The 26,990-nt window shown below is 68.3% G+C and carries 30 protein-coding genes; 19 read left to right on the top strand and 11 right to left on the bottom strand.

Annotated elements, in window-relative coordinates:
* Window positions 1-10: 10 nt before the first annotated feature.
* The 12 genes from ACOEQ2_RS12430 to ACOEQ2_RS12375 are packed head-to-tail and all read left to right on the top strand — an operon-like array spanning window position 11 to window position 10,945.
* Window positions 11-559, top strand: coding sequence for an A24 family peptidase (locus tag ACOEQ2_RS12430; protein WP_419728291.1), 549 nt, complete (start codon window positions 11-13; stop codon window positions 557-559).
* Window positions 556-1,440: a Flp pilus assembly protein CpaB gene (cpaB, locus tag ACOEQ2_RS12425; protein WP_419728290.1), complete on the top strand. Its 885-nt coding sequence runs from the start codon at window positions 556-558 to the stop codon at window positions 1,438-1,440. The genes ACOEQ2_RS12430 and cpaB overlap by 4 nt, the downstream gene beginning before the upstream one ends.
* Window positions 1,440-2,801, top strand: a complete 1,362-nt coding sequence (locus ACOEQ2_RS12420) for a type II and III secretion system protein family protein (protein WP_419728289.1) — start codon at window positions 1,440-1,442, stop codon at window positions 2,799-2,801. The genes cpaB and ACOEQ2_RS12420 overlap by 1 nt, the downstream gene beginning before the upstream one ends.
* On the top strand, window positions 2,798-3,085 hold the full coding sequence (locus ACOEQ2_RS12415) for a hypothetical protein (protein WP_419728288.1): 288 nt from the start codon (window positions 2,798-2,800) through the stop codon (window positions 3,083-3,085). Before ACOEQ2_RS12420 ends, ACOEQ2_RS12415 begins: the two co-directional genes overlap by 4 nt.
* The gene (locus ACOEQ2_RS12410; RefSeq protein ID WP_419728287.1) at window positions 3,082-4,425 is read left to right on the top strand and encodes an AAA family ATPase; all 1,344 of its coding nucleotides are present in this window, start codon (window positions 3,082-3,084) and stop codon (window positions 4,423-4,425) included. The genes ACOEQ2_RS12415 and ACOEQ2_RS12410 overlap by 4 nt, the downstream gene beginning before the upstream one ends.
* On the top strand, window positions 4,422-5,915 hold the full coding sequence (locus ACOEQ2_RS12405; protein ID WP_419728286.1) for a CpaF family protein: 1,494 nt from the start codon (window positions 4,422-4,424) through the stop codon (window positions 5,913-5,915). Before ACOEQ2_RS12410 ends, ACOEQ2_RS12405 begins: the two co-directional genes overlap by 4 nt.
* Entirely contained in the window at window positions 5,912-6,874 is a 963-nt protein-coding gene (locus ACOEQ2_RS12400) for a type II secretion system F family protein (protein WP_419728285.1), read from the top strand. The genes ACOEQ2_RS12405 and ACOEQ2_RS12400 overlap by 4 nt, the downstream gene beginning before the upstream one ends.
* Window positions 6,874-7,845 carry a type II secretion system F family protein gene (locus ACOEQ2_RS12395; RefSeq protein WP_419728284.1) on the top strand — a complete coding sequence of 324 codons (972 nt, stop codon included), beginning with the start codon at window positions 6,874-6,876 and terminating at the stop codon, window positions 7,843-7,845. Before ACOEQ2_RS12400 ends, ACOEQ2_RS12395 begins: the two co-directional genes overlap by 1 nt.
* Window positions 7,845-8,678 carry a tetratricopeptide repeat protein gene (locus tag ACOEQ2_RS12390; RefSeq protein ID WP_419728283.1) on the top strand — a complete coding sequence of 278 codons (834 nt, stop codon included), beginning with the start codon at window positions 7,845-7,847 and terminating at the stop codon, window positions 8,676-8,678. The genes ACOEQ2_RS12395 and ACOEQ2_RS12390 overlap by 1 nt, the downstream gene beginning before the upstream one ends.
* A 1-nt stretch (window position 8,679) precedes the next feature.
* Complete coding sequence (locus ACOEQ2_RS12385) at window positions 8,680-9,198, top strand: TadE/TadG family type IV pilus assembly protein (RefSeq protein WP_419728282.1); 519 nt, start codon at window positions 8,680-8,682, stop codon at window positions 9,196-9,198.
* 59 nt (window positions 9,199-9,257) lie between these two features.
* Entirely contained in the window at window positions 9,258-9,779 is a 522-nt protein-coding gene (locus tag ACOEQ2_RS12380; RefSeq protein ID WP_419728281.1) for a TadE family protein, read from the top strand.
* Window positions 9,780-9,781: 2 nt separating this feature from the next.
* Entirely contained in the window at window positions 9,782-10,945 is a 1,164-nt protein-coding gene (locus ACOEQ2_RS12375) for a TadE/TadG family type IV pilus assembly protein (RefSeq protein ID WP_419728280.1), read from the top strand.
* On the opposite strand, the gene ACOEQ2_RS12370 is transcribed toward ACOEQ2_RS12375, so the two are convergent.
* On the bottom strand, window positions 10,942-12,216 hold the full coding sequence (locus ACOEQ2_RS12370; RefSeq protein ID WP_419728279.1) for an MFS transporter: 1,275 nt from the start codon (window positions 12,214-12,216) through the stop codon (window positions 10,942-10,944). The two genes, ACOEQ2_RS12375 and ACOEQ2_RS12370, sit on opposite strands and share 4 nt — an antisense overlap.
* A gap of 113 nt (window positions 12,217-12,329) precedes the next feature.
* Between ACOEQ2_RS12370 and ACOEQ2_RS12365 the strand changes: the two genes are divergently transcribed.
* From ACOEQ2_RS12365 to ACOEQ2_RS12350, 4 genes are all read left to right on the top strand, one after another.
* Complete coding sequence (locus tag ACOEQ2_RS12365) at window positions 12,330-12,896, top strand: TetR/AcrR family transcriptional regulator (RefSeq protein WP_419728278.1); 567 nt, start codon at window positions 12,330-12,332, stop codon at window positions 12,894-12,896.
* Between the two features lie 63 nt (window positions 12,897-12,959).
* Window positions 12,960-13,085, top strand: coding sequence for a hypothetical protein (locus ACOEQ2_RS12360; RefSeq protein ID WP_419728277.1), 126 nt, complete (start codon window positions 12,960-12,962; stop codon window positions 13,083-13,085).
* Between the two features lie 123 nt (window positions 13,086-13,208).
* Window positions 13,209-13,679, top strand: coding sequence for a GAF domain-containing protein (locus ACOEQ2_RS12355; RefSeq protein WP_419728276.1), 471 nt, complete (start codon window positions 13,209-13,211; stop codon window positions 13,677-13,679).
* Entirely contained in the window at window positions 13,676-14,104 is a 429-nt protein-coding gene (locus tag ACOEQ2_RS12350; protein WP_419728275.1) for an NUDIX hydrolase, read from the top strand. Before ACOEQ2_RS12355 ends, ACOEQ2_RS12350 begins: the two co-directional genes overlap by 4 nt.
* Before the next feature lie 9 nt (window positions 14,105-14,113).
* Here ACOEQ2_RS12350 and ACOEQ2_RS12345 read toward each other — a convergent pair whose 3' ends face one another.
* A complete protein-coding gene (locus ACOEQ2_RS12345; RefSeq protein ID WP_419728274.1) occupies window positions 14,114-15,628 on the bottom strand; it encodes an FAD-dependent oxidoreductase in 1,515 nt (504 codons plus the stop codon).
* 154 nt (window positions 15,629-15,782) lie between these two features.
* Between ACOEQ2_RS12345 and ACOEQ2_RS12340 the strand changes: the two genes are divergently transcribed.
* Window positions 15,783-16,751, top strand: coding sequence for a retropepsin-like aspartic protease (locus ACOEQ2_RS12340; RefSeq protein ID WP_419728273.1), 969 nt, complete (start codon window positions 15,783-15,785; stop codon window positions 16,749-16,751).
* A 5-nt stretch (window positions 16,752-16,756) separates the two neighbouring features.
* Here ACOEQ2_RS12340 and motA read toward each other — a convergent pair whose 3' ends face one another.
* The 5 genes from motA to ACOEQ2_RS12315 all read right to left on the bottom strand — a co-directional run bounded on the left by motA (window position 16,757) and on the right by ACOEQ2_RS12315 (window position 22,070).
* Window positions 16,757-17,623, bottom strand: a complete 867-nt coding sequence (gene motA / locus ACOEQ2_RS12335) for a flagellar motor stator protein MotA (RefSeq protein ID WP_419728272.1) — start codon at window positions 17,621-17,623, stop codon at window positions 16,757-16,759.
* A 4-nt stretch (window positions 17,624-17,627) separates the two neighbouring features.
* A complete protein-coding gene (locus ACOEQ2_RS12330; protein WP_419728271.1) occupies window positions 17,628-18,740 on the bottom strand; it encodes a flagellar motor protein MotB in 1,113 nt (370 codons plus the stop codon).
* Between the two features lie 123 nt (window positions 18,741-18,863).
* The gene (locus ACOEQ2_RS12325; RefSeq protein WP_419728270.1) at window positions 18,864-20,360 is read right to left on the bottom strand and encodes a glycosyltransferase family 39 protein; all 1,497 of its coding nucleotides are present in this window, start codon (window positions 20,358-20,360) and stop codon (window positions 18,864-18,866) included.
* On the bottom strand, window positions 20,357-21,517 hold the full coding sequence (locus ACOEQ2_RS12320) for a glycosyltransferase (RefSeq protein WP_419728269.1): 1,161 nt from the start codon (window positions 21,515-21,517) through the stop codon (window positions 20,357-20,359). Before ACOEQ2_RS12320 ends, ACOEQ2_RS12325 begins: the two co-directional genes overlap by 4 nt.
* Window positions 21,518-21,587: 70 nt before the next feature.
* Complete coding sequence (locus ACOEQ2_RS12315; RefSeq protein WP_419728268.1) at window positions 21,588-22,070, bottom strand: Lrp/AsnC family transcriptional regulator; 483 nt, start codon at window positions 22,068-22,070, stop codon at window positions 21,588-21,590.
* Between the two features lie 158 nt (window positions 22,071-22,228).
* On the opposite strand from ACOEQ2_RS12315, the gene trxB reads away from it, so the two are divergent.
* Both trxB and ACOEQ2_RS12305 read left to right on the top strand, forming a co-directional pair.
* Window positions 22,229-23,254 (top strand): thioredoxin-disulfide reductase, encoded by a 1,026-nt coding sequence (trxB, locus tag ACOEQ2_RS12310; protein ID WP_419728267.1) that lies wholly within the window; start codon window positions 22,229-22,231, stop codon window positions 23,252-23,254.
* 45 nt (window positions 23,255-23,299) lie between these two features.
* Entirely contained in the window at window positions 23,300-24,184 is an 885-nt protein-coding gene (locus ACOEQ2_RS12305; protein WP_419731213.1) for a LysR family transcriptional regulator, read from the top strand.
* 10 nt (window positions 24,185-24,194) lie between these two features.
* On the opposite strand, the gene ACOEQ2_RS12300 is transcribed toward ACOEQ2_RS12305, so the two are convergent.
* From ACOEQ2_RS12300 to ACOEQ2_RS12285, 4 genes are all read right to left on the bottom strand, one after another.
* On the bottom strand, window positions 24,195-25,673 hold the full coding sequence (locus tag ACOEQ2_RS12300) for a mannose-1-phosphate guanylyltransferase/mannose-6-phosphate isomerase (RefSeq protein WP_419728266.1): 1,479 nt from the start codon (window positions 25,671-25,673) through the stop codon (window positions 24,195-24,197).
* 117 nt (window positions 25,674-25,790) lie between these two features.
* Window positions 25,791-26,168, bottom strand: coding sequence for a hypothetical protein (locus ACOEQ2_RS12295; protein ID WP_419728265.1), 378 nt, complete (start codon window positions 26,166-26,168; stop codon window positions 25,791-25,793).
* Between the two features lie 100 nt (window positions 26,169-26,268).
* Complete coding sequence (locus tag ACOEQ2_RS12290) at window positions 26,269-26,604, bottom strand: hypothetical protein (protein WP_419728264.1); 336 nt, start codon at window positions 26,602-26,604, stop codon at window positions 26,269-26,271.
* Window positions 26,605-26,680: 76 nt separating this feature from the next.
* Window positions 26,681-26,977: an integration host factor subunit beta gene (locus ACOEQ2_RS12285; protein ID WP_419728263.1), complete on the bottom strand. Its 297-nt coding sequence runs from the start codon at window positions 26,975-26,977 to the stop codon at window positions 26,681-26,683.
* Between the last annotated feature and the right edge of the window lie 13 nt (window positions 26,978-26,990).

The raw sequence follows: 26,990 nt of genomic DNA, 5'->3' as shown, positions 1-26,990 counted from the left end.
AGGTTTGCCGATGAACACCAGGATCAGGCGGCAGGTTATCGACGTGACGTCACTCCCTTGCCTCTTGATCGCAATTCCGTTTCTGCTGAACGCTGCTGCAACAGACATTGCAATGCGGATGGTGTCCAACCGGGTCTGCCTGGCACTTGGTCTGGACGGCGTCGCGATGCAGACGGTGGCGCATCATCTCTCCGGGTCGCTTCTGGCCATGCTTGCGGTTTTCGTTCCGGCCGTGATCTGCTGGCGCCACGGGTTCATGGGCGGCGGCGATGCAAAGCTGTTCGCGGCATCCGCACTGCTGGTGCGACCCCTCGAGGTCCCGTTCCTGATACTCGCCATTGCCATCGCCGGCGGCGCTCTGGGCCTCGCGTACTGGACAATGATGCAGTTGCTGGCCAGGCGCCCGACCACCAGCGCAGTCATGATCCGGACTGCGAACCCGATTCGGCGGATCCTGCGGATCGAGCGCTACCGGATCGGAAGCGGGTTCTCCCTGCCCTACGCAGTCGCGATTTCGTTAGGCACGCTCTACATGTTCGGTAGGGGGCTGGCCGCGTGATCCTGCGCCTGTTCATGTTCGGAATGATGGCGATCGGACTGGCCGGGCTCGGTGTGTTCGGCTGGCGTGCGGTTCACCCGCCGGCTCCACCACCGCAGGTGGCCGCGGCGGCGCCGAAAGCCGTGCCGGTCATGATCAACATCATCGTGGCGTCGCGCGACCTGCTGCCCGGGTCCTTCCTGCGACCGGACGATCTGTCGACGGCCGCGTTTGCCGCCACCGCCGCACCACCGGATGCGATGCGCGACACGCCCGCCGAGCGCGCGAAACTGGTCGGCGCCCTGATCCGCCGGGTCATTCCGCATGAGAGCGTGCTCGATCCGGCCCAGCTGCTGCTGACCGGCGATCACGGCTTCCTCGCCGCGATCCTGGCACCCGGGATGCGGGCCTTCACGATCTCGCAGGACCAGATCCTGTCGAATGCCGGATTGATCTGGCCCGGCGATCGGCTCGACCTGATCCTGACGCAGCAGATGCCCACGACGACCCCGCCGGAGCGCCAGATCTCGGCTGAGACCGTCCTGACCGGGCTGCGCGTGCTGGCGATCGACCGGCAGCTCGTGCAGCCGCCGCCGCCCGACGACAAGTCACCCGGCAATAACGGGCCCGCAGCGCCCGCCGCCGTCACCGTGGAAGTGTCGCCGGTGGATGCCGAGCGGCTTGCGGTGGCCTTGCGCCTCGGCAAGGTGGCGTTCGCGGTACGATCCGCCACCCCGGGCGTAGCGGACTCGGCCCCGTCGCCGATGCCTGCGCAGGCCCCGGCGCCGGGCAGCACGACATGGGCGGGCGCGGTGATGCACTCGCTCAACGGCCTGCAACCGCCACCTGTCGTGTCGGTCCACGTCTTCGAAGGCGACGGCGACAAGGAATACAAGTTCTGATGCGTTCGGGATGGACGGTCGTTGCGGTGGCGATCGCGTTCCTGTCGGCCGCGCACCCGGCGGCGGGACGCGGCCTCCAGGGCCTGGCGCTGCAGGCAGGGACCGGGCGGATCGTGCAACTGGCCCGGGCTTCGGCCAATATCTTCGTAGCCGACCCGAAGGTGGTGGAGGTGCGACCCGCCAGTGCCCGCTCGCTGTTCGTGTTCGGCCTGAAACCCGGACACACGACCGTTGCGGCGCTGGATGCCGACGGCGTGACCGTCGCGCTCTACGACGTGGTGGTCGGCAACAACGACCATGACGCAACCGTCATCGCCCGCTCGATCGGCGCCGCCAATGCCGGTCTGCCGGGCCCCGCCGGGCAGTTGAGCGTGCGTCCGGAAGCGGGCGGCGTCAGCCTCAATGGCGGCGTGCCGGACCCGGTTCATTCGGAGCGCGCGGAGGTCGCCGCCGCGCTGAACCTGCCGGCCGGCGAGAAGGCCGTGAACCTGCTCGACGTCAACAGCTCGGCCACGGTCGGGCTGAAGGTCCGGATCACCGAGATGACGCGCCAGGTGACGCGCGATCTCGGCGTCGACTGGTCCGCACTCGGCACGATCGGCAAGGTGGCCCTCGGCTTCGCCACCACCAACGGCGTCAGCAGCACCCTCAGGAGCGTCTATAGCGGCAAGAGCCTGAGCGTCGACACGGTGATCGAGGCGCTGGCCAGCGACAACCTGGTTCGCGTGCTGGCCGAGCCGAACCTGACCGCCCGAAGCGGCGAGAGTGCGAGCTTCCTGGTCGGCGGTGAATATCCGATTCCGGTGTCCCAGGTCGGCGCCGGCAACAGCGGCGCCATCTCGATCGAGTACAAGCAGTTCGGCGTGTCGCTCTCGTTCGTGCCGACCGTGCTGAGCTCGGGACGCATCAGCCTGCATGTGCGGCCCGAGGTCAGCCAGCTGGCGACATCCGCCTCGTCGGGCGCGATCACGCTTGCAGAGGGCAATGGCAGCCTGTCGATCCCGGCGCTCACGGTGCGGCGTGCGGAAACCACGATCGAGCTCGGCTCCGGGCAGAGTTTCGCGATCGCCGGACTGCTGCAGGACAACACCACGCAGGCCAACAACTTCACCCCGGGGCTCGGCGAGATCCCGATCCTGGGCGCGCTGTTCCGCTCGGACAGCTACCAGCACAACCAGACCGAGCTCGTCATCATCGTGACGCCCTATATCGTCGGCTCGGCGAGCGATCCCACCATGCTGCACGATGCGGGCGAGGGCTACACGCCGCCGAACGACCTCGAGCGCGTGCTGCTGCTGCGTCAGCGTGGCCGCAGCCGGCCGACGCCGATCCCCGGCGATGCGGGATTCATCGTCCGATGAGCCCGAACCGTCCGGCCCGCATGCTCCCGGCTCACCTGCTGCTGATCGGCGTGCTCGGTCTCGCCGGCTGCGGCAACCCGTTCGACCAGGCCGGCACCATGCGCGCGACCGGCGTCAACCAGGCCAACCTCGATGCCGAGGCGGTCGACAAGGCGGACACCGTCGCGGGCCATGGCACGCCCGGATCGGACGCCGTGCTGGATACGGCGGCCGTGCTGCGCCTGCATACCGACAAGGCCAAGCCGCTGCTGAACGAGTCGACCACCGCAGGCGTCTCGCAATGAGCGACAACGTCCTCAAGGCGACGCAAGCCGAGGACCAGGCGGGCGGCAACTCCAATGGCGTGACCAAGCCGGCCCGGTATGACCGCCCCGCCCTGATCGTCTATGCGGCAGATTCCCCCACCGAGACCGCATTGCGTGACGGGCTGGCGGAAACCGTCGGCGGCACGGTCGAGGTCCGGCGCGGCGGTGTCCGCGCGGCTATCGTCGCACTGCGCCGGAGTGCCACGCCGCGCACCCTCATCATCGATATCGGCGGCGAGGCGCAGCCGCTTTCCGCACTCTCCGAGCTCGCCGACGTGCTGGAGCCGGATGTGCAGGTGCTGGTGGTCGGCGACCGCAGCGATCTGGATTTCTACCGCCAGATCACCCGCGGCCTCGGCAGCAGCGACTACCTGCCAAAACCCCTGACCCGCGACGTCGTGCTGCGGCATTTCGCCCCGCTGGTGTCCGGCAAGAACATGATGGCGGGGACCAAACAATCCGCCCGCTTCCTCTCGGTCACCGCCGTTCGCGGTGGTGCAGGCGCCACCACGATCGCGGCCTATCTGGCGTGGCACCTGGCCGTCGACCGGCGCCAGCATACCGCGCTGCTGGATATCGACCTGCATCGCGGCAACGCGGCGATGCTGCTCGGTGTCCGCGTCACCGGCGGCCTGCGCACGGCGATGGAAACGCCGGACCGCGTCGACGAATTGTTCATCGAACGCAGCGCGCAGATCCTCGACACCAGCATCGCCGCCAACCGGCTTTCGGTGCTGGCGAGCGAGGAGCGACTGACCGAGCCGCTGTTCTATGAGGCGGGGGCGGCTGCCAAGCTCATCTCCGTGATGCAGCGACGCTACACCATGATCGTGGGTGACGTGCCGCTGCAGCAGGAGCCGCACATGCTCGATTTCCTGGGCCTGGCGCATCGACGCATCCTGGTGATGGAGCCGACGCTCGTCGCGATCCGTGACATGCTGCGGATGCTGGCTTTGCCGCTCGCGCCGATGCAGACCCAGCGGCCGATCATCGTGCTGAACCGCGTCGGCCAGCCTGGCGGCCTCACCCGGCAGCAGGTGGAGGCGGGCCTCGGGGTGGTTCCAGACATCGCCATCCCCGACATGCCGAAACAGCTCGGACCGGCGGCGACCCTCGGCCTGCCGCAGGCGGCCTTGCGGGGAAAGTTTCGCGAGCAGATCGTCGAGCTCGCCAAGCATGCGGCCTTCGAGCGTCTGCTCGACAGTGCCGGCGCCCTGCCGGACGCGTTCAACAGGCGGCAGGGCGATCAGTCCGCGGATGCCAGGTCGGCCGGTCGACGGCAGGGCCGCGGCCGGTTCAGATCCGGATCATCCGAATGAACCACAGCCCGATGTTCGGACGCAGGCGGATGCCGTCCGGCGGCGCGCCGGCGGCGGTCCTGCCGGGCGACGGAGCCATGCCGCACTCCACACCGGTGCCTGTCGTCGAGACGCATCCCGCGGCGGCCATGCTGCCGGCCGCCCAGCCCGCTCCCGAATTGCCCGCCGCGGCGCCCCCGGTGGTGCGTGTCGTCGCGGCTGCGCCACCGCGCGCGCCGGCGCCGTCCCATGCGGAGGCGATGCGCGAACTGCGTCGGCTGTGCCTGACGCGGATCGAACCGAGTGCCATCGCCAACACCCCGCCGGAGCGGTTGCGGATCGACATCGAGCGGCTGGTGTCGGAAATCGCCACCTCGAATCGCATCCAGCTCAACGGCCGGGAGCAGCGGCAGCTCGCGGAAGAGCTGGTCGCCGACATGTTGGGCATGGGCCCGCTGCAGCCGCTGCTCGACGATGACAGCATCGCCGACATCATGGTGAACGGTCCGGACTGCGTGTTCATCGAGCGTGGCGGCAAGGTCGTGAAGAGCGACGTGCGGTTCCGCGACGCCGCCCACGTCATCGGGATCTGCCAGCGCATCGCCGCCGGCGTCGGACGGCGGGTCGACGAGTCCAGTCCAATGGTCGATGCGCGCCTCAAGGACGGCTCACGCGTGAACATCGTGCTGCCGCCGCTGGCGCTCGACGGTCCGTACATCTCGATCCGGAAATTCGGCAAGAAGCCCATCGACTTCGCCAAGCTGATCGGGTTCGGCGCCCTGACCGCGCCGGTTGCCCGCATTCTGGAAATCGCCGGCCGGGCACGACTGAACATCGTCATTTCCGGCGGCACCGGCTCCGGCAAGACCACGATGATGAACGCGATCTCGCGGATGATCGACCACGGCGAGCGCATCGTCACCATCGAGGACGCGGCCGAGCTGCAACTGCAGCAGCCGCATGTGGTGCGCCTGGAAACCCGGCCCTCGAGCCTGGAGGGACGCGGCGAGGTCACCCAGCGTGACCTGGTCCGCAACGCGCTGCGCATGCGCCCCGACCGGGTGATCATCGGCGAGGTGCGTGGCGGCGAGGCATTCGACATGCTGCAGGCGATGAACACCGGCCATGACGGCTCGATGTCGACGATCCATGCCAACACGACGCGCGATGCGATCGTCCGCATCGAGAACATGGTGCAGATGGGCAATACCGGCCTGCCGTCGCGCGCCATCCGCCAGCAGATCATCGGCGCGGTCGATATCGTCGTGCAGGTCGAGCGCCAGCGCGATGGCGGCCGCCGCGTGACGCAGGTCACAGAGGTGATCGGCATGGAAGGCGATGTCGTCACCCTCAACGACATCTTCCGCCTGGAGATCATCGGCGAGGATTCCACCGGGCGCCTGATCGGCCGCTACAAGGTCAGCCGCACGCGCCCGAAAGCCTATGAGCGGCTCTCCTATTTCGGCCTTGAGCGCGCCTGGATGTCCGCACTAGACGAGACCGCGCGATGAACCGGATCGACCTGCTGCTGCTCAGCTTCTCCCTGCTGCTGCTTGCGGCCGGGCTCGGCCTGCGCTTCGTGTCGAGCTCACAACAACTGGCCGCGCGCCGCAACGAGCGGTTCCGCGCCGCCCTCGATCGGCACGAGCGTGTGCTGTTCGTCGACCTGCTGGACACGGCGACGGTCGCGAGCAAGCCGTCGCATGATGCGGCACCCCCCCTGCTCAGCCGCATATTCGGCTACGACGCACAGCGGCTCGATCTCTATCCGGCGCATCCCTCGACGATGGTCGCGCTGGCGCTGCTGCTCGCGGGCATGGTTGCGGGTGTCGCGACCCTGCTCGCAGGACGCTTCGGCCTGCTGCTGACGGCGCCGCTCTGGCTGGTGGTCTCGCGGATGCTGTTCAACCGGAGCCGACGCAAACGGGCGTTGATCCTGTTGCAGCAATTCCCCGATGCACTGGCGATGGTGGTGCGCTGCGTGCGGGTGGGGATCCCGGTCAGCGATGCCATCGCGTCGGTCTCGCATGACGGCCCGGCGCCGACATCGGCCGAATTCGCCCGCGTGGTGGACCAGCTCGCGATCGGGCTGCCGCTCGACGACAGCCTGCGCACGATGGGCGAACGCAACGACCTGCCGGAATACCGCTTCTTCGCCACGGCACTGAGCCTGCAGAGCCAGACCGGCGGCAATCTCAGCGAGACCCTGGACAGCCTCGCCGACACCATCCGGAAACGCGTGGCGGCGCGCGCACGCGGCTACGCGCTGGCGGCGGAAGCGCGCACCAGCGCCAACGTGCTGACGGCGCTGCCCGGACTGCTGTTCGTGACGCTCTGGGTGATGAACCCGCAATACGTGATGGCGCTGCTGACGGAACCGACCGGCCACATCATCCTGGGCGCCACGCTGGGGCTGCTCGGGTTCGGCGTGCTGGCGATGCGCACCATGATCCAGAAAAGCCTCTCGTGATGGCGGGCACGATGGCGGGAATGGTCGGCGGTCTGCTCGGTTCGGGAAGCCTGAGGGCGGCACTCGCTATCGCCGGCGCGATGCTGCTCACCGGTGGCACCCTCGCGATCGATCGTCACCTGGCCATGAGCCGGATCAAGCTGCGCGTCGCCGAGGCCCGCAGCCGCGGGATGGGCCTGGTCATCGAGGAGCCGGAGGATCGGCCTGGATTTGTCACGGCGGTGATCGGGGCGCTCGGGAGCGTCATCACGGCGAGCGGCCTGCTGTCCTCCAAGACCCGGGAGGAGCTCGAGCAGACACTGCGCGCCGGCGGCCTCATGACCTCGCATAATCTCGAGATCTTCATCGGCGCCAAGATCGTGCTGGCACTCGGACTGCCGGTCGCAGCGTACGCGCTGCTGCATCACGTCGCGATCAGGCCGTTCCTGTTCTTCGCGATGGTCGCCGCCGCCGCGGTCGGCGGATTGATGCTCCCCAACATGATCGTGGGCCAGCGGCGGAAGACCTACCTCAAGGCGATCGAGCGCGGTCTTGCAGACGGGCTCGACATGATGGTGATCTGCGCGGAAGCGGGGCTCGCACTGGAAGCGACGATCCAGCGGGTCAGCATCGAGGTGGTGCATGCGCATCCGAAGCTCGCCGCGGAATTCACCACCACCTACAACGAGCTCACCATGGGATCTGATACGCGCTCGGCGCTGATCAACCTGGGCACGCGCACCGGACTCGCCAGCCTCAAGCGCCTGGGTGCCACGCTGGTGCAGTCGATCCAGTACGGCACGCCGCTGAGCCTGGCCTTGCAGACGCTTGCGACCGAACTCCGGCAGGAAACCCTGACCCTTTTCGAGGAGCGCGCGGCGCGACTGCCGGTGCTGCTGACGATCCCGATGATCCTGTTCATCCTCCCGTGCGTCTTCCTCATCGTTGCCGGTCCGATCGTGGTCCAGGTGATGAAGGCGATGAAGCATTGATGGTCCAGCCCATGCATGTCTCCGGCTTCCGCTTCGCCACGCCTGTCCATGCGGTGCTCGGGGCGCTGTTGCTGACCGCGTGTTCGCCGAACGGACCGCGACCGGCATCAGGCCGGCTCGGTCTCGGACTGGCGGATAGCGCACTCGCGGGTGGCGCACCGACATTGGCCCTGCAGGTGTCGAAGGCAGTGCTGCAACGCAATCCGAACGACGTGCCTGCGATGCTGCGTCGTGGCGATGCCTACCTGCAGCTCGGTGACGCTCCGCGAGCGGCGGCAAGCTACCGGCAGGCGCTGATCCTGCAGCCGCGCAGCGTGCCGGCCTTGATGGGCCTCGGTCGCGTGGCGTTGGCGAGCGACCCCGCCGAGGCCGGTGCGCGCTTCAGCGAGGCACTGGCGGTGGACCCTGCGAACCAGGCCGCCCTGTCAGACCGCGGCGTCTCGCTGGATCTGTCCGGCCTGCACGCCGAAGCCCAGACGGATTACCGGCGCGCCATCGCGCTGGGGAATGCCGATGCGGCGCGTGGTCTCGATGACGGCGCCGAGAACGGTGCGCTGGCGGCAACCGAGGTGGATCTCGCCGTCTCGCTGGCGATCAGCGGCCAGCCATCGGAAGCGGTGCGCATCCTGCAGCCGATCGCCGCCTCGCCGGACGCCACGCCGCGCGTGCGCCAGGACCTGGCGATGGCGCTCTCGCTCGATAATCGCCCCGACGAAGCGGCCCACCTGCTGCTGACCCAGATGAGCCAGGACCAGGCCCGCAGCGCGATGGCCGGATACCAGGCGTTGCGCCCGGATGCGCCGGCAACACCGGCCGGCACTGACGGCTCCTGACATGCCGAGGGACGCCACGACAACCACGCCGGGCCGGATCCTTGCGCCTCTGCAGCGGTTTGCACGGTGCCGGCGTGCGACCACGGCGCTGGAATTCGCACTCGTCGGCCCGATCCTGATCCTTCTCGTTCTTATGATCATCGAGAACGGATTGATGCTGTTCGCGCAGGCCGTCCTGGACAATGCCACCGTTGTCGCGACGCGGCAGCTGCAGATCAACACCATCAACACCAGCGCCGATTTCCGGACCGCCGTGTGCTCGAACATGTCGAACTTCTTCAACTGCGCGAACCTGCAGTTCTACGTCAACAGCTCGCCGACCGGATTCCCGTCTGTGGTGATGCCGTCGACCAGCGGGGCCTTCGCCGCGACCGTCTTCACACCCGGCAACCCCGGCGACTACGTGCTCGCCGAGGTCGCCTATAATCGCGCCTACGTCGCGCCGTGGCTCATCAAGCTGGCCGGCCCCGACTGGATCCTGCTCGCGACGCAGGCCTTCCAGAACGAGCCGTCGCTGTGACCGGAATGGCGGCAAAACACCGATATTCGATGCGGCGTCTATGGAATGACCGTCGGGGTGTGGCGGCTGTGGAGATGGCGCTGGTTTCGCCGCTTCTGGTGATGCTGTTCATGGGCACCTTCGAGGTGACGCAGCTGATCCGGGTCAAGACCAAGATGGCACTGGCGGCGCAGGTCATCCAGGACATGGTGGCCGGCCAGAACGCTGCCACCGCCACGTCGCTTGCGACCGCATATTCCGGTGGGCAACTGGTGATGACGCCATTCGCCGCATCCAGCCTTTCCGTAGCGATTGCCAGCGTCACCTTCAATTCATCGGGACAGGCCGCCACGGTGGCCTGGCAAGCGGTCGAAGGCACGACAACCGGAATGACCACCAGCGTCGCCTGCGCAGCCGCTTCCGCCATGAGCCTGAACAGCGACAGCGTGATCGTCGTGACGGCGAAATACGCCTACACGCCGATCATCTCCTACCTGCTGGGCAAGAGCTACACCCTCACCCAGGTCGCCTTCGGGCGGCCGCGCGACACCGGCAGCATATCCGGACCAGGCACATCGACCGGACCGACCGGGAACTGTTGACGATGCAATACCGCAGCTTCCATATCCTGCTCTCGACACTGCGCTCGTTCGGGGCGGCGCGACGTGGCGCAGTCGCGGTTCTGTTCGCGGTGATGATCATTCCGCTCATCCTGGCAACAGGGACGGCGGTCGATTTCGCGCGTCTGGAAATCCTGAAGACATCCCTGCAATCCGTCGTCGACGGAGCGGCACTGGCGGGCGCCAGCGCCTTGAACCTGTCGAACGGTTCGAGCAGCGCGATCACGGTCGCGACCGACTACTACACCAAGGGTGTCGCGTCATTGGCAACAACGGCCACGGTCGGCGCGCCGACCGTCACGGTACCCAGTTCGATCGAGGTGACGGTTTCCACGACCGCGACGCTGCAATACAGCTTCATGGGCCTCATCGGCAGCGGCCTCTCGGTGCCGATCACCGCCTCCGCGGAAGGGCCGCCTTACGTGATCCAGGTGACCAAGACCGGCGGCTTCACGTCAAGCGCCTACGATAGCGACAGCGTTTATTTCTACATCGTCACGGGCGGGGCGTTACCAGCCACGACCGCATCGATGAACCTGTTGTTCACGAACGACTCCTCAGTGGATTCGAACTACCAGACCGACAACGGCACCGCGAAAGCGATCCGCGTTAGCGCGAATGATCAGATCGGCTTTGCGCTGGTGAACAAGACCGGCGCGATTACGTACTACAGCCCGAACGGCTACGGCGCTGCAGGGAATTCGGTCCACTACTTCTACTCGAGCTCGTCTCCGCCGAGCTCGGTCGCGTATCCCACGCAGGGCAACTTTTATACCGGTGTGACAACGACGAAAAAGAACAAGAACGGTAGCACCACGACAACATGTTCGCAGACCCGAATCGGCACGACGGTGACAAACTACGTGTCGTCCGAGACCGACAGCTGCAACGCCCATCCCTGTACGACGTTGAACGGCTCGACCGTCCAAGAAAACAATCTGCTGGTTAACGGGGCCTGCTCCACGCCTTCGACAGCAGTACGGACGTGTCTGCAGCTTCAGGCCAATCCCGTCGCCTATTCATGGAATGACATGGGCGGCGGAAGCGATGACTACGATTACAACGACGCGGCTTATACGGTAAGCTGTGTGGTGGCCACTGCATCGTCAGCGACAGCCCCGCCGAGCGTGGTCGCCCTGGTGAATTAACGCGCTCCCCGGACTTCCTGCACGGCCTGGCGGACCTCCGCCGTCTGCGTTACCTGGACCGAAGAGATCGCAGCGCCGGTGCCTGTGCCGAGCGGGGTCTTGCGCAGGCTGCCCACGAACGACATCGATGCGAGCAGGATCACCACTGCCCCATAGAGATACGACGCATCCGCCAGTCCGATGTGGCGCGCGAGGGTGCCGATGGCGATCGCCGGGAGACTGAAGGAAAGATAGCTCTGCGCGTAGAAGGTCGAGAGCAACCCGGCGCGCTCGTCGGGTTCGGCCAGCGGCAGCAGGCTTCGCGCAGCTCCGGAAAAACCGCAGCCCAGCCCGATGCCGGCGATCATCGTGCCAGGCAGCAGCAGCGCCACGCTCCGCAGGTGCACGCCCCCCAACGTCACCGCGACACCGATCGCCAGGGCCGCCGTGCCGATCGCCAGCACGCGGCGCGGCGGCCAGGTGCGCATCCCGAGCACGGCACCTGCGGCCGAGAGCGCGAGCGTCGCGACCACGATGCCGCCGACCAGCGGTGAACTCGTGCCGGTCGCCGACTGCACCAGCGACGGCATCAGCGAGAAATAGAAGCCGCTGAGCGCCCACACCGCGATGTTGCCAGGCGTGATCAGCAGCAAGGTCCCCCGAGCCTGAGGCGGCACTGCCAGATGCGGCCACAACGACGCCATCGCGCCCGGCCGGATCTCCGCGGTCTCGTCCTGGGCCAGCACGAGGATCGCCTCGAGCAGCAGCACTCCGCCTACCACGAGATAGACCAGATGCGTCGGCGCCGGCGCATATGTCGCGAGCACAGCCGACCCGAACGCCCCGACGCCCAGCCCGAGGAAGGGTGCCACGCTGTTGATCATCGGACCGTGGCGCCGGTCGGTGTCCAGGATCGCCGCTCCCAGCGCGCCGATCGCGGCACCGGTCGACAGGCCCTGCACGACCCGAGCGGCCACCAGCACGGCAGCCGACGTCGCCGTGGCGAACAGCAGCATCGCCACCACCCCCAGCAGCACCGAGCAGAAGATGACCGGGCGCCGCCCGACATGATCCGACAGCGAGCCGACCAGCAGCAGCGACACGATCAGGCTGAGCGCATAGGCCGCGAAGATGGTCGTCAGGGTGAGCGGCGAGAGATGCCAGAGCTGCTGATACAGATGATACAGCGGCGTCGGCACACTGGACCCGGCAAGCAGGGTTCCGAGCGTGGCGCTCGCGAGGACCGTCATCGGCTGCCGCGTCACGGCATGCTGCACGCTGGTTGACGACATGCGATCGAGGCTCCCTAAAGCAAACTGTTTGCGTTAGTGTTGCCTACGCCACCTCGCCCCTTAACGCAAACGGTTTGCGTTAAGTTCGTCCTCGTGGTGTGGGAGGCTTGTCGATGGGCATGGAACGCGTCCGGATCGGTGGGCGCAGCGCGCGTGTCCAGGCCTCCGTGCATGCGGCGGTGAAGCAGCTCGCCGAGGAATGCGACCGGTCGGAGCTGACGATCCCGATGATCGCCGACCGCGCCGGCGTCACGCCCTCGACGATCTATCGGCGCTGGGGGGCGCTGTCCGAACTCCTGGCCGATGTCGCGGTCGAGCATCTGCGTCCGGTCGCCGAGCCGACCGATACCGGTGCGGTGACGTCGGACCTCGTCGCCTGGGTCGACCAGTACATGGACGAGATGTCGTCCGAGGTCGGGCGCACGATGATCCGGGACCTGCTCGCCGACGCGCAGGACGGGCGGAATGCCAATCGCTGCTGCCAGTTCACCGAGGGGCAGCTGAGCCTGATCTCCCGGCGTGCGAATGCGCGGGGCGAGGCCGGATTCGATGTCGACCGGGTGCTCGACCTGGTGATCGCACCGATCATCTACCGGATCGTCTTCAGTGAAAAACCGCTGACGGTGCCATGGTGCCACTCGCTGATCGACCAGGCGCTGCGCCCCCAGGACCCGGACTGACGCCGCCGGACCCGGCACTCGCTGTGCGCCCGGAGTGTCTCGCATGCACCGGCCAGGACGGGCATGACCCATCCCCCCGCCTATCGGATGGTGCGGCCGTTCGTCGCCGCCCTCGCCCGGTCGATGACCCTCGCCGACACGACCTTGCTGCTGCTGACAGAGGTCTGGTCGACATCATTGCAGGGCTAGTACCGCCCGCCTGGATGGTCGACCGGCACGGAGCCCTGACGCCCACGACCGGGCCTGCTTGATTTCGAAGGCCCGCATGCGACGATACGGCCCGCCAAGGCCCTTGTCCCGGAGACCAGCCAGATGTCGATCGATACCGCGGCCGCCGATATCGACAGCCTGCTCGAGACGCTGGAGGCGGTATTTGCCGGCGAGCACGACCTGATCGCCAACGCCGCAAACATGGCAGCGCTCCTGTTCCAGACATTGCCCGAGGTGAACTGGGCCGGCTTCTACCTGCTGCAGGGTGACGAGCTGGTGCTGGGCCCATTCCAGGGGCGGGTCGCCTGCGTGCGCATCCCGCTCGGCCGCGGCGTCTGCGGCACCGCAGCCGAACGACGTGAAACCATCGTCGTGCCCGACGTGCACGAGTTTCCGGGCCATATCGCCTGCGACGCCGCCTCACGCAGCGAGATCGTGGTGCCGCTGATCCGGGCGGGGCGCCTGGTCGGCGTGCTGGACATCGACAGTCCGGTGCCGAACCGCTTCAGCGACGCCGACCGGACCCTGTGCGAGGCGGCGGCGGCGCTGCTGATCCGCTCGCTCGACACTTGAGCACGGCCGTGCTGGCGCCGGTCCCCGCCGTGCTCGCCGTGGTCGCGCGCGACGGCCAGGTGCTGCTGGTGCGGCGCGCCAACCCGCCCGACCAGGGGCTATGGGGCTTCCCGGGCGGCCGCATCGAGCCCGGCGAGACGCATCTGGCGGCGGTGGAACGCGAGCTCGCCGAGGAAACCGGCATCACCGGACGCGCCGGACCGCTCATCGAGGCGTTCGACATGCTCGACCACGCCACGGACGGCACGTTGCGGCACCATTTCGTCGTGCTGGTCGTCGGTTGCACATGGCATACCGGCGACCCGACGCCAGGTGACGATGCGCTGGAGGCGGCCTGGTTCGAGGTCGCGGCACTGCAGGATGGCGACCCGCGCTTCAGCACACGCACGGCACGGATCGCCAGGGCAGCCGACCGCTCCGCCTGAAGCGTCGGTTCAGCCGTGCGCCGGGACCGCAAGAGCCAGGCTGGCGAGCTCGGTATCGCGGCCGCATCCGATCAGCCCCACCAGCATGCCGTCGCGGCTCAGCCGGGCGACAAAATCCTGGCCCTCGAGATCGCCCTCGATCGCCACGTGGTCGAACCCGTCGGGGTGGCCATGCACCTCGATGCGCTTGCCGTAATGGTAGGTCCAGAAGAACGGCGCCTGCTCGAACCGGGCATCGCCGCCCAGCATGTTGCGTGCGGCAACCCGGGCATGCTGCTGCGCGACCCGCCAGTGCTCGACACGGATATGCCCGGCCCCGCCCACTGCATCGTCGAACGGGAAACTCGCCACGTCGCCCGCGGCATAGACCCCGTCACGCACCCGCATGCCCGGGTCGGTCCGCAGCCCGCCATCCTCATCCGGACCGAGCGACGCCGCGAACCCGGTCGCCGGCCGGATCCCGACACTGGCGAGCACCAGCCCGGCCTCCAGGCGCTGGCCGTTCTCAAGCCGGACCGCCTGCACGCCGTGCTCCGGGTCGCCCTCGATGGCCGCGACCGCCGTCCCGGAGTGGAACACGACGCCGTTCGCCTCGTGCATCCCACGCAGCATGAGGCCGATCTCGCGCCCGAGCACCGGCTCGAACGGCACCTCCTTCGGCATCACCACATGCACGCGCACATGCTGCTGGCGCAACGCCGATGCCGCCTCCAGCCCGATGAAGCCGCCGCCGACGATCACCACCGGACGCGCCGCCGCATGCAGCCGCTCCAGGATCGCGGCCGCATCGGCCCGGGTGCGCAGCACATGCACCCCAGGCATATCGGCGCCACTCACCTTGAGCGGACGCGGTGTGCCACCAGGCGCCAGCAGCACCGCGCTGTAGGAGAGCGTGCCGCCGCCGGCGAGGGTGAGCGTCCGGGCCTCGGGATCGATGCCGGTGACGGTGTCGTGCAACCGCTCGATCGCGTGGTCGGCAAGGAAATCGGGCGGCAGCAGCGGATCCACCGCGTCCGGCTGCATGCCGCCCTCGAGCACGAACTTGCTGAGGGCGGTGCGATCGAACGGCTCGCCTGGCTCGGCGCCCACCATCACGATGCGGCCGCGATAGCCGAACTCCCGCAACGCAGCCACGCCAGCCGCACCGGCGGCTCCGGCGCCGACAATGACCATCGTGCGGTCGTCGGGTGCGGCCGCAGGATCGACCAGCGCCGGCGGAATCGGCTCGGGCGACACCATGACCGCGTTACCCTCGACCTGGACCGGATAGCGCTTGAGCGGCTGCAGCGCCGGCGGCTCCAGCAGCGCACCGTCCGTGATGTCGAACATCGCCTTGTGCCACGGACAGACGAGCCGGCCCTCGCAGACGGCCCCCTGGTCCAGAGGCGCCCCGGCATGCGGACACGTTGCCGAGAATGCCCGCACCGCACCGCCCTGCCGCAGCAGCAGGATGTCGGTGCCGCCGAGTTTGACCGTGACCGGCTTGCCCTCGATGAGGGAGTCCAGGGTTGCCACCTGCTGCATGACTTGCCTCACCGCCTGTCGAACCTCGCCACCGCAACGCACATGCAGCCTGTCGGTTGAGCGACAGAACGTTGCGCATCCGGCTGGAAAACTGATGATATGAGCTTGCCGGACGCACGCGGGCATGCCGGGACCAGGCTCGAGGACACCATCGATGATGCGTCGGCTCCTGTGGACCCTGCTGTCGGCAGCCTTGCCCGTTGCCCTCCTGGCAGGTTGCAGCGATGGCGGGCCGCAATCGTGCAAGGTGGGACGGGCGGCCGACCTGCCGCTGCTCACCGGCACGCGGATGCCGACGGTGCAGGCCGGGCTCGACGGCCAGAAGGTGGCGCTGCTGATCGATACCGGCGCCGCGACGTCGATGATCACGCCCACTGCAGCAGACCATTTCGACCTGAGCGGCGGCGAGGACCCGCGCTATGTCAGGCTCCAGGGGATCGGCGGCGTCACGACCGCGCCGATCGTCACCGTGCATCACCTGGAACTCGGCTACGGGCACACGAGCGATATCGACCTGCCGGTGGGTACGGACATGCGTGGCGCGGTGCAGGGGCTGCCGCTGCTCGGATTGTTCGGCGCCGATTTCCTGTCCAATTACGACGTCGACCTCGATCTCCCGCAGCATCATTTCGCGATGTATCACCTGACCGGATGCGAAAATATCCAGCCATTCGACGGCGCCTATTTCGAGGTGCCGTTCCACCTGGACGGCACCGAGATCCTGGTCGATCTCAAGATAAACGGAAAACCGGTGACCGCGCAGCTCGATTCCGGCGCAGCGGGAACGACGATCACCCAGGATGATGCCGAGCGGATCGGCGTGACCGACAGCCTGTTGTCGGCCGACCTCATCCGCAGGAAGATGGTCGGTGTCGATACGAACCAGGTCGAAGGCACGGCGCATCGCTTCGGCAGCCTGGAGATCGGCGACGAGCGCATGAACAATTTCCGCTTCTTCGTGGCTCCGATCCAGACCGAGCACACCCTGCTCGGTGACGATTTCCTGCACTTCAACCGTGTGTGGATCTCATATGCGCGGAGGCGCCTGTTCATCCAGCCGGCGTTCAACAACCGCCTGGTGCGGCTGGAACCGACTGCCGCGCCGACACCGGCCGGGCATTAGGCACGTCACACGATCTGCAGGTTCTGCACGACGGCCTCCAATTCCTGGAAGCTCGGCATGTGCTCCGTCGGCACCATTTTGCGGCCGCTCTCGACGCTGATCTGCGGCGGGTTGCCGTGCAAGTGGGCCACGATCACCGCGCGGATCAGCTCGAAATACTTGCTCTCCTCCATCACCACCGCGCGCAGCTTGGAGGAGATCGGCGCCACCACCCCGTAGGCCAGCAGCACGCCGAGAAAGGTGCCGACAAGTGCGCCGCCGATCATCTCGCCCAGCACCGCCGGCGGCTCGCTGATTTTCGACATGGTCTTGATGACGCCGAGCACCGCCGCGACGATCCCCAGCGCCGGCAACGCGTCCGCCATGCTCTGCAGCGCGTGGCACGGGTGCAGTTCCTCGGCCAGCGTCTTCTTGAGCTCGCGCCCCATGATGTCGTCGATCTGGTGCGGATCGTCGGCGTTCATGCCGACCATGCGGAAATAGTCGCAGATCATCCCGCTGGCATGATGATTGGCCAGCACCTTCGGAAACGCGATGAAGGCGCTGCTGGTCTCGGGTTTCTCGATATGCGGCTCGATCGCCGTGGCCCCCTTGCTGCTGGCCAGGCGCACGAAGAAATACAGCAGGCTGAGCAGCTCGACATAGTCGGCCTTCTTGTACGCCGGACCCTTGATGGTCTTCTTGAAGCCGCCGATGGTGTGCTTGATGTCGTGCATCGAGTTGGCCATCAGGAAGCTGCCGACCGCGGCTCCGAGGATGCTCAGCAGCTCGAACGGCATCGAGCCGATCAGCGGCCCGATCGCGCCGCCGGATGCGATGAAGCTGCCGAACACGCAGAGCAGCAGGAACACCAGGCCGCCGATCGTGAACATCGGCTCAGCCTCCCGAAACGCTGCTGGTCGCGGGAACGACGGCCGGCGAGGCTGGCGGCGAGGCAATCGGCGGCGCCGGGATTTCCGGATGCAGGCGACGCAGAGTCAGGACGATGCGGCGATTGGCACTGGCGAGCGGGTCCGCCGGCAGCAGCAGGTGACGATCGGCAAACGCGGTGACCTCGCTGATCCGGCGATCGGACAATCCCGATTGCACCAGAAGGTCGCGCGCAGCATCGGCGCGTCCCGAGGAGAGCGTCCAGTTCGACTGGCTGCCGGCGGTCCAGGGCGCGCCATCGGTGTAGCCGCCGATCGAGATCGGTTCGGGGAGGGTCTCCAGGAACGGCGCGACCTTGCGCAGCAGCGCGCTGGCACGGGCGTTCAGCGTGCTCGCGCCCCGGTCGAACATCGGCCGGCCCTGGCTGTCCATGATCTGGATGCGCAGGCCGTCGGAGGTGACGTCGATCGCCATCTGGTCCGCACTCCCGGCAAGGGTCGGGTCGGCCGCGATCAGGCGGCGCATCTGCTGGGCCGCGGACTTGAGTCCGGCCTGTTCGGCAACCCCGGCGCGATATTTCGCGTCGGCCGCCGCGGCCATGGCACCCGGCGTGGCTGGGGACGGACTCGTCGTCGCGGCATCGGTCTGGCCCGGCAGGGCCTGCCCGACGGCCGAGGCTGCGGTCGCCGCGGCGCCGGATGGCTGGTCGTCATCATCGGAGTCAGGCGCGGCGGGCGCCGGCGTGCCGTCGGTCGCAGCCTGCCCCGAGGCGGCCTGGATCGCGGAGGGCTGCGGCGGGGTCTGTGCCGGCGGCGAACCGGTGCCCTTGACGACGAGGCTGGTGCCCTTGTCGAGCGGGCTCACGCCACCGGGCACCAGTCCGGCGCCGGAGAAGCCGTTCTCGACGTTGGCCAGTGGGCTGAAATAGGCGGCAATGCCACGCCGTTGCTGTTCGGTGGTCGCGTTGAGCAGCCACATCAGCAGGAAGAATGCCATCATCGCCGTCACGAAATCGGCGTACGCGACCTTCCAGGCGCCGCCATGATGACCTTCTTCGGCCACCTCCTCGCGCTTGATGATGATGTTCACCACATCGCCTTTGCCGCGCCGCTTGACCATCCCCGGCACCTGCTCCGACGTGTTGCTCGGCCACGCACGATCCTTGAGACCGCGTGGCGCCTGGCACATCCTGACCGGACCACCTTAACCGACCGCTAACGCGAGCTGCCGGGCCGGACGCACTTATCGGGGAGTGGGCAGCCGGACGATCTGCAGGTGCTGCTCGGGCGGCAGGTCCGGCCGCAGGGTCACGCGGAACAGCCGGTAGCGCTCGAGCACATGGCCGCCGCCGGCGCGGTCGACCTCGCCGGCCGGTGTCATGCCGGCCCAGAACTCCGGGTCCGGGCCGTCATGACGGCGCTCGCTGCGCACCAGCACGCCACCCGCCTCGCTCCCGGTCGCATGCGGCAGCCGGAACAACCGCCACCGCGGCTCGACCCCCAGCACCACGCGCCCGGGCAGTGCGCGCGCCAGTTCCGCAGCCAACCCATACTCATCCGCTGCGACGAAGCCCCCGCCCGCGGCTTCGTCCACACGCATCGCCAGACCCTCCCAGCCGGCCAGCCGCTTGCCCGTGATGTCGACGGCCAGCGGCAGCGGGAACGGCGCGAAGGCCGCCTGTACATAGACCGGCAGCACCAGTACGAAGCCCAGCGCCGCGGCCGGTCGCCACCAGCGGGCGGTCGCCGCCGTACCTGCGGCGGCAATCACCGCGCCGGGATACAGCAGCCCGGGCCAGTTCGCCTGCACCCTGTCGCCGAACGCGTGCTGCACGAACACCGCCACCGGCAGCAGCGTGATCCAGGCCAGCAGCGACAGCCCGGTCACACCACGTCGACCAGCCGACAGCGCGTGCTTCATGCCGACCACCAGCAGCACCAGGATGACCGGCGTCGCGAGCCCGATCTGGCCGCCCACGAGCTCGGCCAGGTAACGCCCGGCGCGCGCCGGCTGCCAGGCGTCGGTGCGGCCGCCCTGCTTGGCGAAGCTCGCCCAGCCATGCAGCCGGTTCCACTCCATGACCGGCGCGAACAGCAGCAGCGCCAGCAGGCCCGCGAGCCACGGCCACGGCGTGCGCAGCCAGACCCGCCCGGCCCGGGTCGTGACCAGCCACAGCGCCAGGCCGATGCCGGTGAGCACGGCGGTGTATTTGCTGTCCAGCGCCAGGCCGATCGCGACGCCGACCAGCAGCCACCAGGCACCGCGTCCGCTGGCCAGAGCCCGGCCGAGACCCACCAGCGTCAGCGTCCAGAAGAACAGCAGCGGTGTGTCCGGCGTCATGGTGACGCTGCCGATGCCCAGCACCAGCGTCGCGTTCAGCAGTACCCCGGCGATGATGGCGTGCTGCCGGCGCTGCAAGGGTGTGCCGCCGCACAAGTCAGCCGCAGCGACACCCAGCAGCAGCGTGCCGAGCCCGGCGGAAATCGGTGCCAGCAGCCGCACGCCGAGCGGACCATCACCAACCAGCCACGTGCCGACGCGGATCCAGAGCGCCACCATCGGCGGGTGGTCGAGATAGCCCGGCGCCAGCGCCCGTGACCACACCCAGTAGTAGGACTCGTCAGCCGAGAGCGGAGCCAGCCCGCACACCAGCAGCCGCACCCCGGTCAGCGCGATCAGCAGGCCGAGCCAGGTCCCGAGCGGAGCGCCTGCCCGGCCACCCCGCGGCCTGTCGATCAACGCAGTCGCCAGATCAGTGTCGAGGACACCGCGTAGTTCCAGACCACGCCGATCGCGGCACCGGCAGCGCCAGCCGGCTGCCAACCATGGTGGGCGGCATGCAGCGTGCGGGCGATGCCGATATTGGCGATGCCACCGGCGCTGCAGACCAGCATGAACAGCGCCAGCCCGCCCCACAATGCCGCGCCGCGCAGGCGTCGGTCACGGTAGGTCAGCGAGTTGTTGAGCCCGAAATTCACCACCATCGCGACGATCGTCCCGAGTGTCTGGGACGTCGCGAACCCCGCGCCGAGTCGCCCAGCCAGGTCGAGCACGGCGAGATTGACCAGCACGCCGGCGCCTCCGACCAGCGCGAAGGCGATGAAGCGCACCGGCAGGAAGCCGCGACAGGCCTTGTCGAGCAGCATCGCGGCGAACTGCACCAGCACCAGCACGTCGAGCTTGCTCTCGCCCGCCAGCCTCGGCCGGAAGCGCGCCGGGATCTCGAGCACGCGCGGCGCCTCGGGGGCCGACAGGATCAGGTCGAGCAGGATCTTGAAGCCCTTGCCGCTGAGCTTGGGGGCGATGCGCTCGAACAGCCGCCGGTCGAACGCGAAGAAGCCGCTCATCGGATCGCCAAGGGGTGCGAAACCCGGGCGGACCGGCAGCAGCTTCTGGGCGATGCTGATGCCGGCCTCGGACAGGCGGTGCCGCCACGCCGACGCGAGCCCGGACGCATCGCCGCCCGCCACGTGCCGCGAACCGACGGCGATGTCGCACAGCCCCTGCTCGACCGCGTCCAGCATCGGCACCAGCCTGGTCTCGTCGTGCTGCAGGTCGCCATCCATCACCGCCACCAGCGGTGCCGAGGAGGCCAGCACGCCCTCGATCACCGCGGTCGAGAGGCCGCGTCGTCCGATCCGTCGCAGGCCGCGAACCCGCGGATCGGTGGCGGCAAGCGCCCTGATCTCGTCGGAGGTGCCGTCCGGGCTGTTGTCGTCGACGAAGATGACTTCCCAGGCGAGACCTGCCAGCGCCGTGTCGAGGCTGGCCACCAACGGCCGAACGTTCGGGCGCTCGTTGTAGCAGGGCACGACGATGCTGATCCGTGCCACCCCGGCGCGCGACTCCTCGCTGGTAGCGTCGGATCTGGACACGCTGAGCCGGGAAGTGGACATGGCGCGCCAGGAACCCCGGGCAGGGCGTGTCGTCAAGCGGCGGTCGGGGCGGCGGCCTGGATGGCCCCGGTCAGATCGGCACGCCGGCGAGGTCGCGGCTGGTCCGGATGGTCTGCAGCGTCTGCAGCCGGCTGACATGCGCCGCCTCGGTCAGCCGCCGGGTGAGCTGGTTCTCGTGGGCCGTATCGCGCGCCACCAGCCGCAGCAGGAAGTCGCCGCCGCCGCGGATCATGTGGCATTCGCGCACCTCCGGCCAATCCGCCACCAGTGCCTCGAACTGCGCCAGCACGGTCTCCTTCTGGCTGTCGAGCCCGACCAGCGCGAAGAACACGATCGACCAGCCGAGCAGGCTCGGATCGCTGTCGCCGTAATAGCCGCGGATCACGCCGAGCTCCTCGAGCCGGCGGACCCGGCGCAGGCAGGGCGGCGCCGAGATCCCCGCCCGTCGCGCCAGCTCGACATTGGTCATGCGCCCGTCGCGCTGAAGCTCGGCAACGATCCGCCGATCGATGGCGTCAAGCTCCGTCACACCGATCCTGTCCGCCGTCTGCATGCAGGCACAAGGTGTATTGCACGGCGCGGATGCCGAAAAGGCCCGTCTCTGCCGCAACCACGCCGGGCCGCTCGCCGCACCGTGGCCTCCGCCTTGCTTGCGCCGGACCGAACCCGCCTCATATCCTTCGCCCAGCTATTGCAGAAATCGATCGGATCATGACCCAGACCCACACCACCGACGTGCTGATCATCGGCGCCGGGCCGGCCGGCTACACCGCCGCGATCTATGCCGCGCGTGCCAACCTGAAGCCGATGCTGGTGGCGGGTCTGCAGCCTGGTGGCCAGCTCATGATCACCACCGACGTCGAGAACTATCCGGGTTTCGCCCAGCCGGTGCAGGGCCCCTGGCTGATGGAGCAGATGGCGGCACAGGCCGAGCATGTCGGCACCCGGGTCATCCACGACCTGATCATGGAGTGTGATTTGTCGCCGCGTCAGGACGCCGAGCCGTTCCGCCTGGTCGGCGACTCGGGCGACATCTACCTGGCGCGGACCGTGGTGATCGCGACCGGCGCCCAGGCGCGCTGGCTCGGGCTGCCGTCGGAGAGCCGCCTCCAGGGCGCCGGAGTGTCGGCGTGCGCCACCTGCGACGGCTTCTTCTATCGTGGCCGGCGCGTCGCGGTGGTCGGCGGCGGCAACACCGCGGTCGAAGAGGCGCTGCACCTGACGCATCATGCCGATCATGTGACGCTGATCCACCGCCGGGACCGGCTGCGCGCCGAGCGAATCCTGCAGGACCGGCTGTTCGCCCATCCGAAGGTCTCGGTGATCTGGAACAGCGTCGTCGAGGACATCACCGACACCGGCGAGCAGCGTCACGCAGCCGGCCACACGACGCCTCCGGTGGTGAACGGCGTGATGCTGCGCGACATGGTGACGGGCGAGAGCAGCCGACTCGGCGTCGACGGCGTGTTCATCGCGATCGGGCACACCCCCAACACCTCGGTGTTCCGTGGCCAGGTCGAGCTCGACGACGAGGGCTACGTGCTGACCACTCCCGGCAGCACCCGCACCTCCGTGGAGGGCGTGTTCGCCGCCGGCGACGTGCAGGACAAGGTGTTCCGCCAGGCGGTCACGGCGGCCGGCACCGGGTGCATGGCAGCACTCGAGGCCGAACGATACTTGACCGAAAAGGTATCCCCACAGCACATGGCAGATGAGCGTGCCATCGCTGCGGAGTAGCCGCAGGCCCGAGGGTGACGCGACCATGAGGCTGGGGCGGTGAGCATGGATTGGGACAAGCTCAGGATTTTCCATGCCGTCGCGGATGCGGGCAGCTTCACCCACGCTGGTGACGTGCTCAATCTCAGCCAGTCGGCGGTGAGCCGGCAGATCTCGGCGCTCGAGGAGGCGCTGCAGGTGCCGCTGTTCCACCGCCATGCGCGCGGGCTCATCCTGACCGAGCAGGGCGAGCAGATGAACCGCACCGTGCGCGAGGTGTTCGCCAAGCTCGCCATGACCGAGGCGCTGCTCACCGAGAGCAAGGAGAAGGCGGCCGGCCGGCTCAAGGTGACCACCACCACCGGCTTCGGCACCTCCTGGCTGGCGCCCCGCCTGCCGCGGTTCCTCACCTCGCACCCCGACATCTCGATCACGCTGATCCTGGAGGACAGCGACCTCGATCTCGGCATGCGCGAGGCCGACGTCGCGATCCGCATGCACCCGCCACGCCAGCCCGACCTGGTGCAGCGCCATCTGGCGGATATCCAGCTGCCGATCTGCGCCAGCCCGGACTATCTCGCCAAGCATGGCGCGCCGACCTCCGCCGAGGATCTCGACCGCCACCGGATCATCCTGTTCGGCAACTACCATCCGCCGGTCGCCGACGTGAACTGGCTGGCTGGCCTCGGCCGGCCCAACGGGCAGAAGCGGCAGTCGGTGTTCGAGGTGAACAATCTCGGCGCCATGGCCGATGCGATCGAGGCCGGGCTCGGGATCGGTGCCTTGCCACATTACATGCTGGTCGACCGGCCGGGCCTGCAGAAGGTCCTGACCGACGTGAAGGCGCCGACCATCGAGGCCTATTTCGTCTATCCGGAGGAGCTGCGGACGTCCAAGCGGGTGTCGGTGTTCCGCGACTTCCTGCTGGCCGAGATGCCCGCGCGGGGCTGAGCCCCAGGCGTCAGTTCCGGTTGTCGGGATCGTCCAGGCGGACGATGTCGTCCTCGCCGAGATAGGCGCCCGACTGCACCTCGATCAGGGTGAGCGGGATCCGGCCCGGGTTCTCCAGCCGGTGCTCGGAACCGAGCGGCAGGTAGATGCTCTCGTTCTCGCGCACCAGGGTCTGCTGCCCGTCATGGGTGACGAGGGCGACGCCCGCCACCACCACCCAATGCTCGGCGCGGTGGTAGTGCTTCTGCAGCGACAGCCGGTCGCCGGGCGTCACCACGATGCGCTTCACCTGGAAGCGGTCGCCTTGGATCAGGCTCTCGTAGAACCCCCAGGGCCGGTAGCAGCGGTTATGCGCCACCGCTTCGTGACGGCCGGCGCGGCGCAAGCGGTCGACCACCTTCTTCACGTCCTGGGCACGGTCGCGGTGGGTGACCAGCACCGCATCCTCGGTAACCACCACGACGGCATCGTTGAGCCCGGTCACGGCGGTGACGATGCCGTCCGAGCGCACGTAGCAGTTCCGCGTGTGCTCCAGGAACACGTCGCCGATCGCCACATTGCCGGTGTCGTCCTTGGGGCTGATCTCCCACAGCGCGTCCCAGCTGCCGACATCCGACCAGCCGAGATCGGCCGGCACCACGGCAGCCCGGCTGGTATGCTCGGCTACCGCATAATCGATGCTGATGTCGGGTGCCGAGGCAAACGCGGTCGGCTCCAGGCGGACGAAATCGAGGTCGGTCTCGCGGCCCTCGACGGCACGCCGCACCGCTGCCAGCACGTCGGGAGCGTGCAGCTGCATCTCCTCGAGCAATGTCTCTGCGGTGAAGACATACATGCCGGAGTTCCACAGATGGGTGCCGGTGGCGACCAGCCTGGCCGCGGTTTCGGCATCCGGCTTCTCGATGAAGGCGGTGAGCGCCCGCACGCCGGGCAGCCCGTCCAGAGGCGCGCCCGCCTCGATATAGCCGTAGCCGGTCTCGGGCCGGGTGGGCTTCATGCCGAAGGTGACGATCCGGCCGCTGCGCGCAGCGGCCACGGCATTGGCGACCGCTTCCGCCAGCGCGGCCGGCCGGGTGATGGCGGAGTCCGCGGCCATCATCCACAGCACCGCGTTCGGAGTCTGCTCGGCGACCAGCAGGGCGGCGGCGGCCAGTGCGGGTGCGGAATTCCGCCCGACCGGCTCGAGCACGATGCGGGCGCCCTCGATCCCGGCCTCGCGCAGTTGCTCGGCGATCAGGAACCGGTGCTCCTGGTTGCAGACGATCACCGGGGCCGCGAACCCGTCGCCGACGCCGCGCAACGCGGTCTCCTGCAGCATCGTCTTGTCGGAAATCAGCGGCCAAAGCTGCTTCGGAAAGCTCGCCCGTGAGACCGGCCACAGCCGGCTGCCGGATCCGCCGGACAGGATCACCGGAACCACGGTGACGCCCGCCGTCACGAGGGTGCTCGCCTGCTCGTCTTGGTCCGGGACAGAGTTCACGTCGAGCATGCCATCCACTCCGGCTGCAGGCGCCATCGCAGGATCGCGCCGTTCGTCAACACCGCAGGCCGAGGATGCTCCTCGTTGCGCCCGGAGATCAACTGCGGCGGCCGCGACATGGCCTCGTCAGATCGGCCGATGCGCCTTGTCGAGCAGCCGGCGCAACAGACCAGGCTTGCTGGGCGCCACCTTCTTGTGGGCGCGCTGCAACGCCTCGTGTTCCGCCTGCACCCGCCGATCCTTTTCGGCCATCCATTTATCCAGTCCCATCCCGGCCTTCTCGGCCCGCCGGGCCTCGTAGGCCTTCTGGCCCTTGGACAGGACCACGGGAGCAGTGCTGCGTGCGGGCGCCGGTTTCGCAGCGGCCGCCTTCACCGGAGCCACCTTGGCGATCGCGCCCTTGACCGAACCCGGCTTCCCGCTCGCGGCCTTGCCCGCGAGGGTGCCGGTCGATTTCGCAGGCGCCGCGCTGTCCAGCGTCGTCCTGTCCTTTTTCCTGAACATCGAGCGTCCCTGCCTCAATCCGCTGGGCGAGCGTTTTCCTCCCGCGGCCGATGCTCGGCAAGCCCCGACATCGCGGCTTGGTCACTCGCGGTCGCGCACCTCAACCGCGGATGGCGAGGCCGCCGCGCCAGGCACACCGATCACCGGGGTGCGAGAAGAACATCGCAGAGCGGGTCGGGGCGAAGAACCGTCCGTCGCCGATCTGGCGCACCAGCCGGTGAGCCGACCCGCTCCCCGGGATTGCCCGCGTCGGCACCAGGGGTGCAGCCGCCGGCGCGCAGAGGACGAGACTGCTCTGGACGGCAGCGTTTAACGGTTCGGCATGGACCGGACGCCCCGGCAGTACGGCGCCTGCCAGGCAGAGCCAGATCAGCGGCATGACGCGCCGTGCCGGCGGGGTTTGCGACGAGGGCGGCGGGGCCTGCAACAGCATCATCCGGCAATCCTTCTACCCGACGATGACTAGCAAATGCGCTGGAACGGAACAAGAACAAAGTCGCTGCCCGGTACTCTCAGCGGCCGCGCCCGCCGCGCTGGTTCACCCGCTCGCGCAATTCCTTGCCGGCCTTGAAGAACGGCACGACCTTCTCATCGACTGCCACCGGTTCACCGGTGCGCGGATTGCGGCCGGTTCGGGCGTCGCGCTGCTTGACGGTGAAGGCGCCGAAGCCCCGCAACTCGACCCGTTCTCCGCGAGAGAGGGCGGCGGTGACCTCGTCGAAGATGGTCGACACGATCAGCTCGACATCAACCGTACGCAGATGCGGGTTGGCTGACGCAAGCTCGGCGATCAGTTCCGACTTGGTCATTGCAGCCCCGTCC

Source organism: Lichenicola sp., from assembly GCF_965198575.1.
GTDB lineage: Bacteria > Pseudomonadota > Alphaproteobacteria > Acetobacterales > Acetobacteraceae > Lichenicola.
This window is presented reverse-complemented; position numbering and strand designations above follow the sequence as displayed.

Excerpts from the sequence above, each read along its gene's own strand:
- ACOEQ2_RS12415 (WP_419728288.1), top strand. The coding sequence starts at position 2,798 with ATGAGCCCGAACCGTCCGGCCCGCATGCTCCCGGCTCACCTGCTGCTG.
- ACOEQ2_RS12405 (WP_419728286.1), top strand. The coding sequence starts at position 4,422 with ATGAACCACAGCCCGATGTTCGGACGCAGGCGGATGCCGTCCGGCGGC.
- ACOEQ2_RS12375 (WP_419728280.1), top strand. The coding sequence starts at position 9,782 with ATGCAATACCGCAGCTTCCATATCCTGCTCTCGACACTGCGCTCGTTC.
- ACOEQ2_RS12290 (WP_419728264.1), bottom strand. The coding sequence starts at position 26,604 with ATGATGCTGTTGCAGGCCCCGCCGCCCTCGTCGCAAACCCCGCCGGCA.
- ACOEQ2_RS12385 (WP_419728282.1), top strand. The coding sequence starts at position 8,680 with ATGCCGAGGGACGCCACGACAACCACGCCGGGCCGGATCCTTGCGCCT.
- ACOEQ2_RS12315 (WP_419728268.1), bottom strand. The coding sequence starts at position 22,070 with ATGCAGACGGCGGACAGGATCGGTGTGACGGAGCTTGACGCCATCGAT.
- ACOEQ2_RS12430 (WP_419728291.1), top strand. The coding sequence starts at position 11 with ATGAACACCAGGATCAGGCGGCAGGTTATCGACGTGACGTCACTCCCT.
- trxB (WP_419728267.1), top strand. The coding sequence starts at position 22,229 with ATGACCCAGACCCACACCACCGACGTGCTGATCATCGGCGCCGGGCCG.
- ACOEQ2_RS12395 (WP_419728284.1), top strand. The coding sequence starts at position 6,874 with ATGGCGGGCACGATGGCGGGAATGGTCGGCGGTCTGCTCGGTTCGGGA.
- ACOEQ2_RS12390 (WP_419728283.1), top strand. The coding sequence starts at position 7,845 with ATGGTCCAGCCCATGCATGTCTCCGGCTTCCGCTTCGCCACGCCTGTC.
- ACOEQ2_RS12365 (WP_419728278.1), top strand. The coding sequence starts at position 12,330 with ATGGGCATGGAACGCGTCCGGATCGGTGGGCGCAGCGCGCGTGTCCAG.
- motA (WP_419728272.1), bottom strand. The coding sequence starts at position 17,623 with ATGTTCACGATCGGCGGCCTGGTGTTCCTGCTGCTCTGCGTGTTCGGC.
- ACOEQ2_RS12340 (WP_419728273.1), top strand. The coding sequence starts at position 15,783 with ATGATGCGTCGGCTCCTGTGGACCCTGCTGTCGGCAGCCTTGCCCGTT.
- ACOEQ2_RS12410 (WP_419728287.1), top strand. The coding sequence starts at position 3,082 with ATGAGCGACAACGTCCTCAAGGCGACGCAAGCCGAGGACCAGGCGGGC.
- ACOEQ2_RS12305 (WP_419731213.1), top strand. The coding sequence starts at position 23,300 with ATGGATTGGGACAAGCTCAGGATTTTCCATGCCGTCGCGGATGCGGGC.
- ACOEQ2_RS12400 (WP_419728285.1), top strand. The coding sequence starts at position 5,912 with ATGAACCGGATCGACCTGCTGCTGCTCAGCTTCTCCCTGCTGCTGCTT.
- ACOEQ2_RS12295 (WP_419728265.1), bottom strand. The coding sequence starts at position 26,168 with ATGTTCAGGAAAAAGGACAGGACGACGCTGGACAGCGCGGCGCCTGCG.
- ACOEQ2_RS12285 (WP_419728263.1), bottom strand. The coding sequence starts at position 26,977 with ATGACCAAGTCGGAACTGATCGCCGAGCTTGCGTCAGCCAACCCGCAT.
- ACOEQ2_RS12370 (WP_419728279.1), bottom strand. The coding sequence starts at position 12,216 with ATGTCGTCAACCAGCGTGCAGCATGCCGTGACGCGGCAGCCGATGACG.
- ACOEQ2_RS12345 (WP_419728274.1), bottom strand. The coding sequence starts at position 15,628 with ATGCAGCAGGTGGCAACCCTGGACTCCCTCATCGAGGGCAAGCCGGTC.
- ACOEQ2_RS12360 (WP_419728277.1), top strand. The coding sequence starts at position 12,960 with ATGACCCATCCCCCCGCCTATCGGATGGTGCGGCCGTTCGTCGCCGCC.
- ACOEQ2_RS12330 (WP_419728271.1), bottom strand. The coding sequence starts at position 18,740 with ATGGTCAAGCGGCGCGGCAAAGGCGATGTGGTGAACATCATCATCAAG.
- ACOEQ2_RS12355 (WP_419728276.1), top strand. The coding sequence starts at position 13,209 with ATGTCGATCGATACCGCGGCCGCCGATATCGACAGCCTGCTCGAGACG.
- ACOEQ2_RS12420 (WP_419728289.1), top strand. The coding sequence starts at position 1,440 with ATGCGTTCGGGATGGACGGTCGTTGCGGTGGCGATCGCGTTCCTGTCG.
- ACOEQ2_RS12320 (WP_419728269.1), bottom strand. The coding sequence starts at position 21,517 with ATGTCCACTTCCCGGCTCAGCGTGTCCAGATCCGACGCTACCAGCGAG.
- ACOEQ2_RS12300 (WP_419728266.1), bottom strand. The coding sequence starts at position 25,673 with ATGCTCGACGTGAACTCTGTCCCGGACCAAGACGAGCAGGCGAGCACC.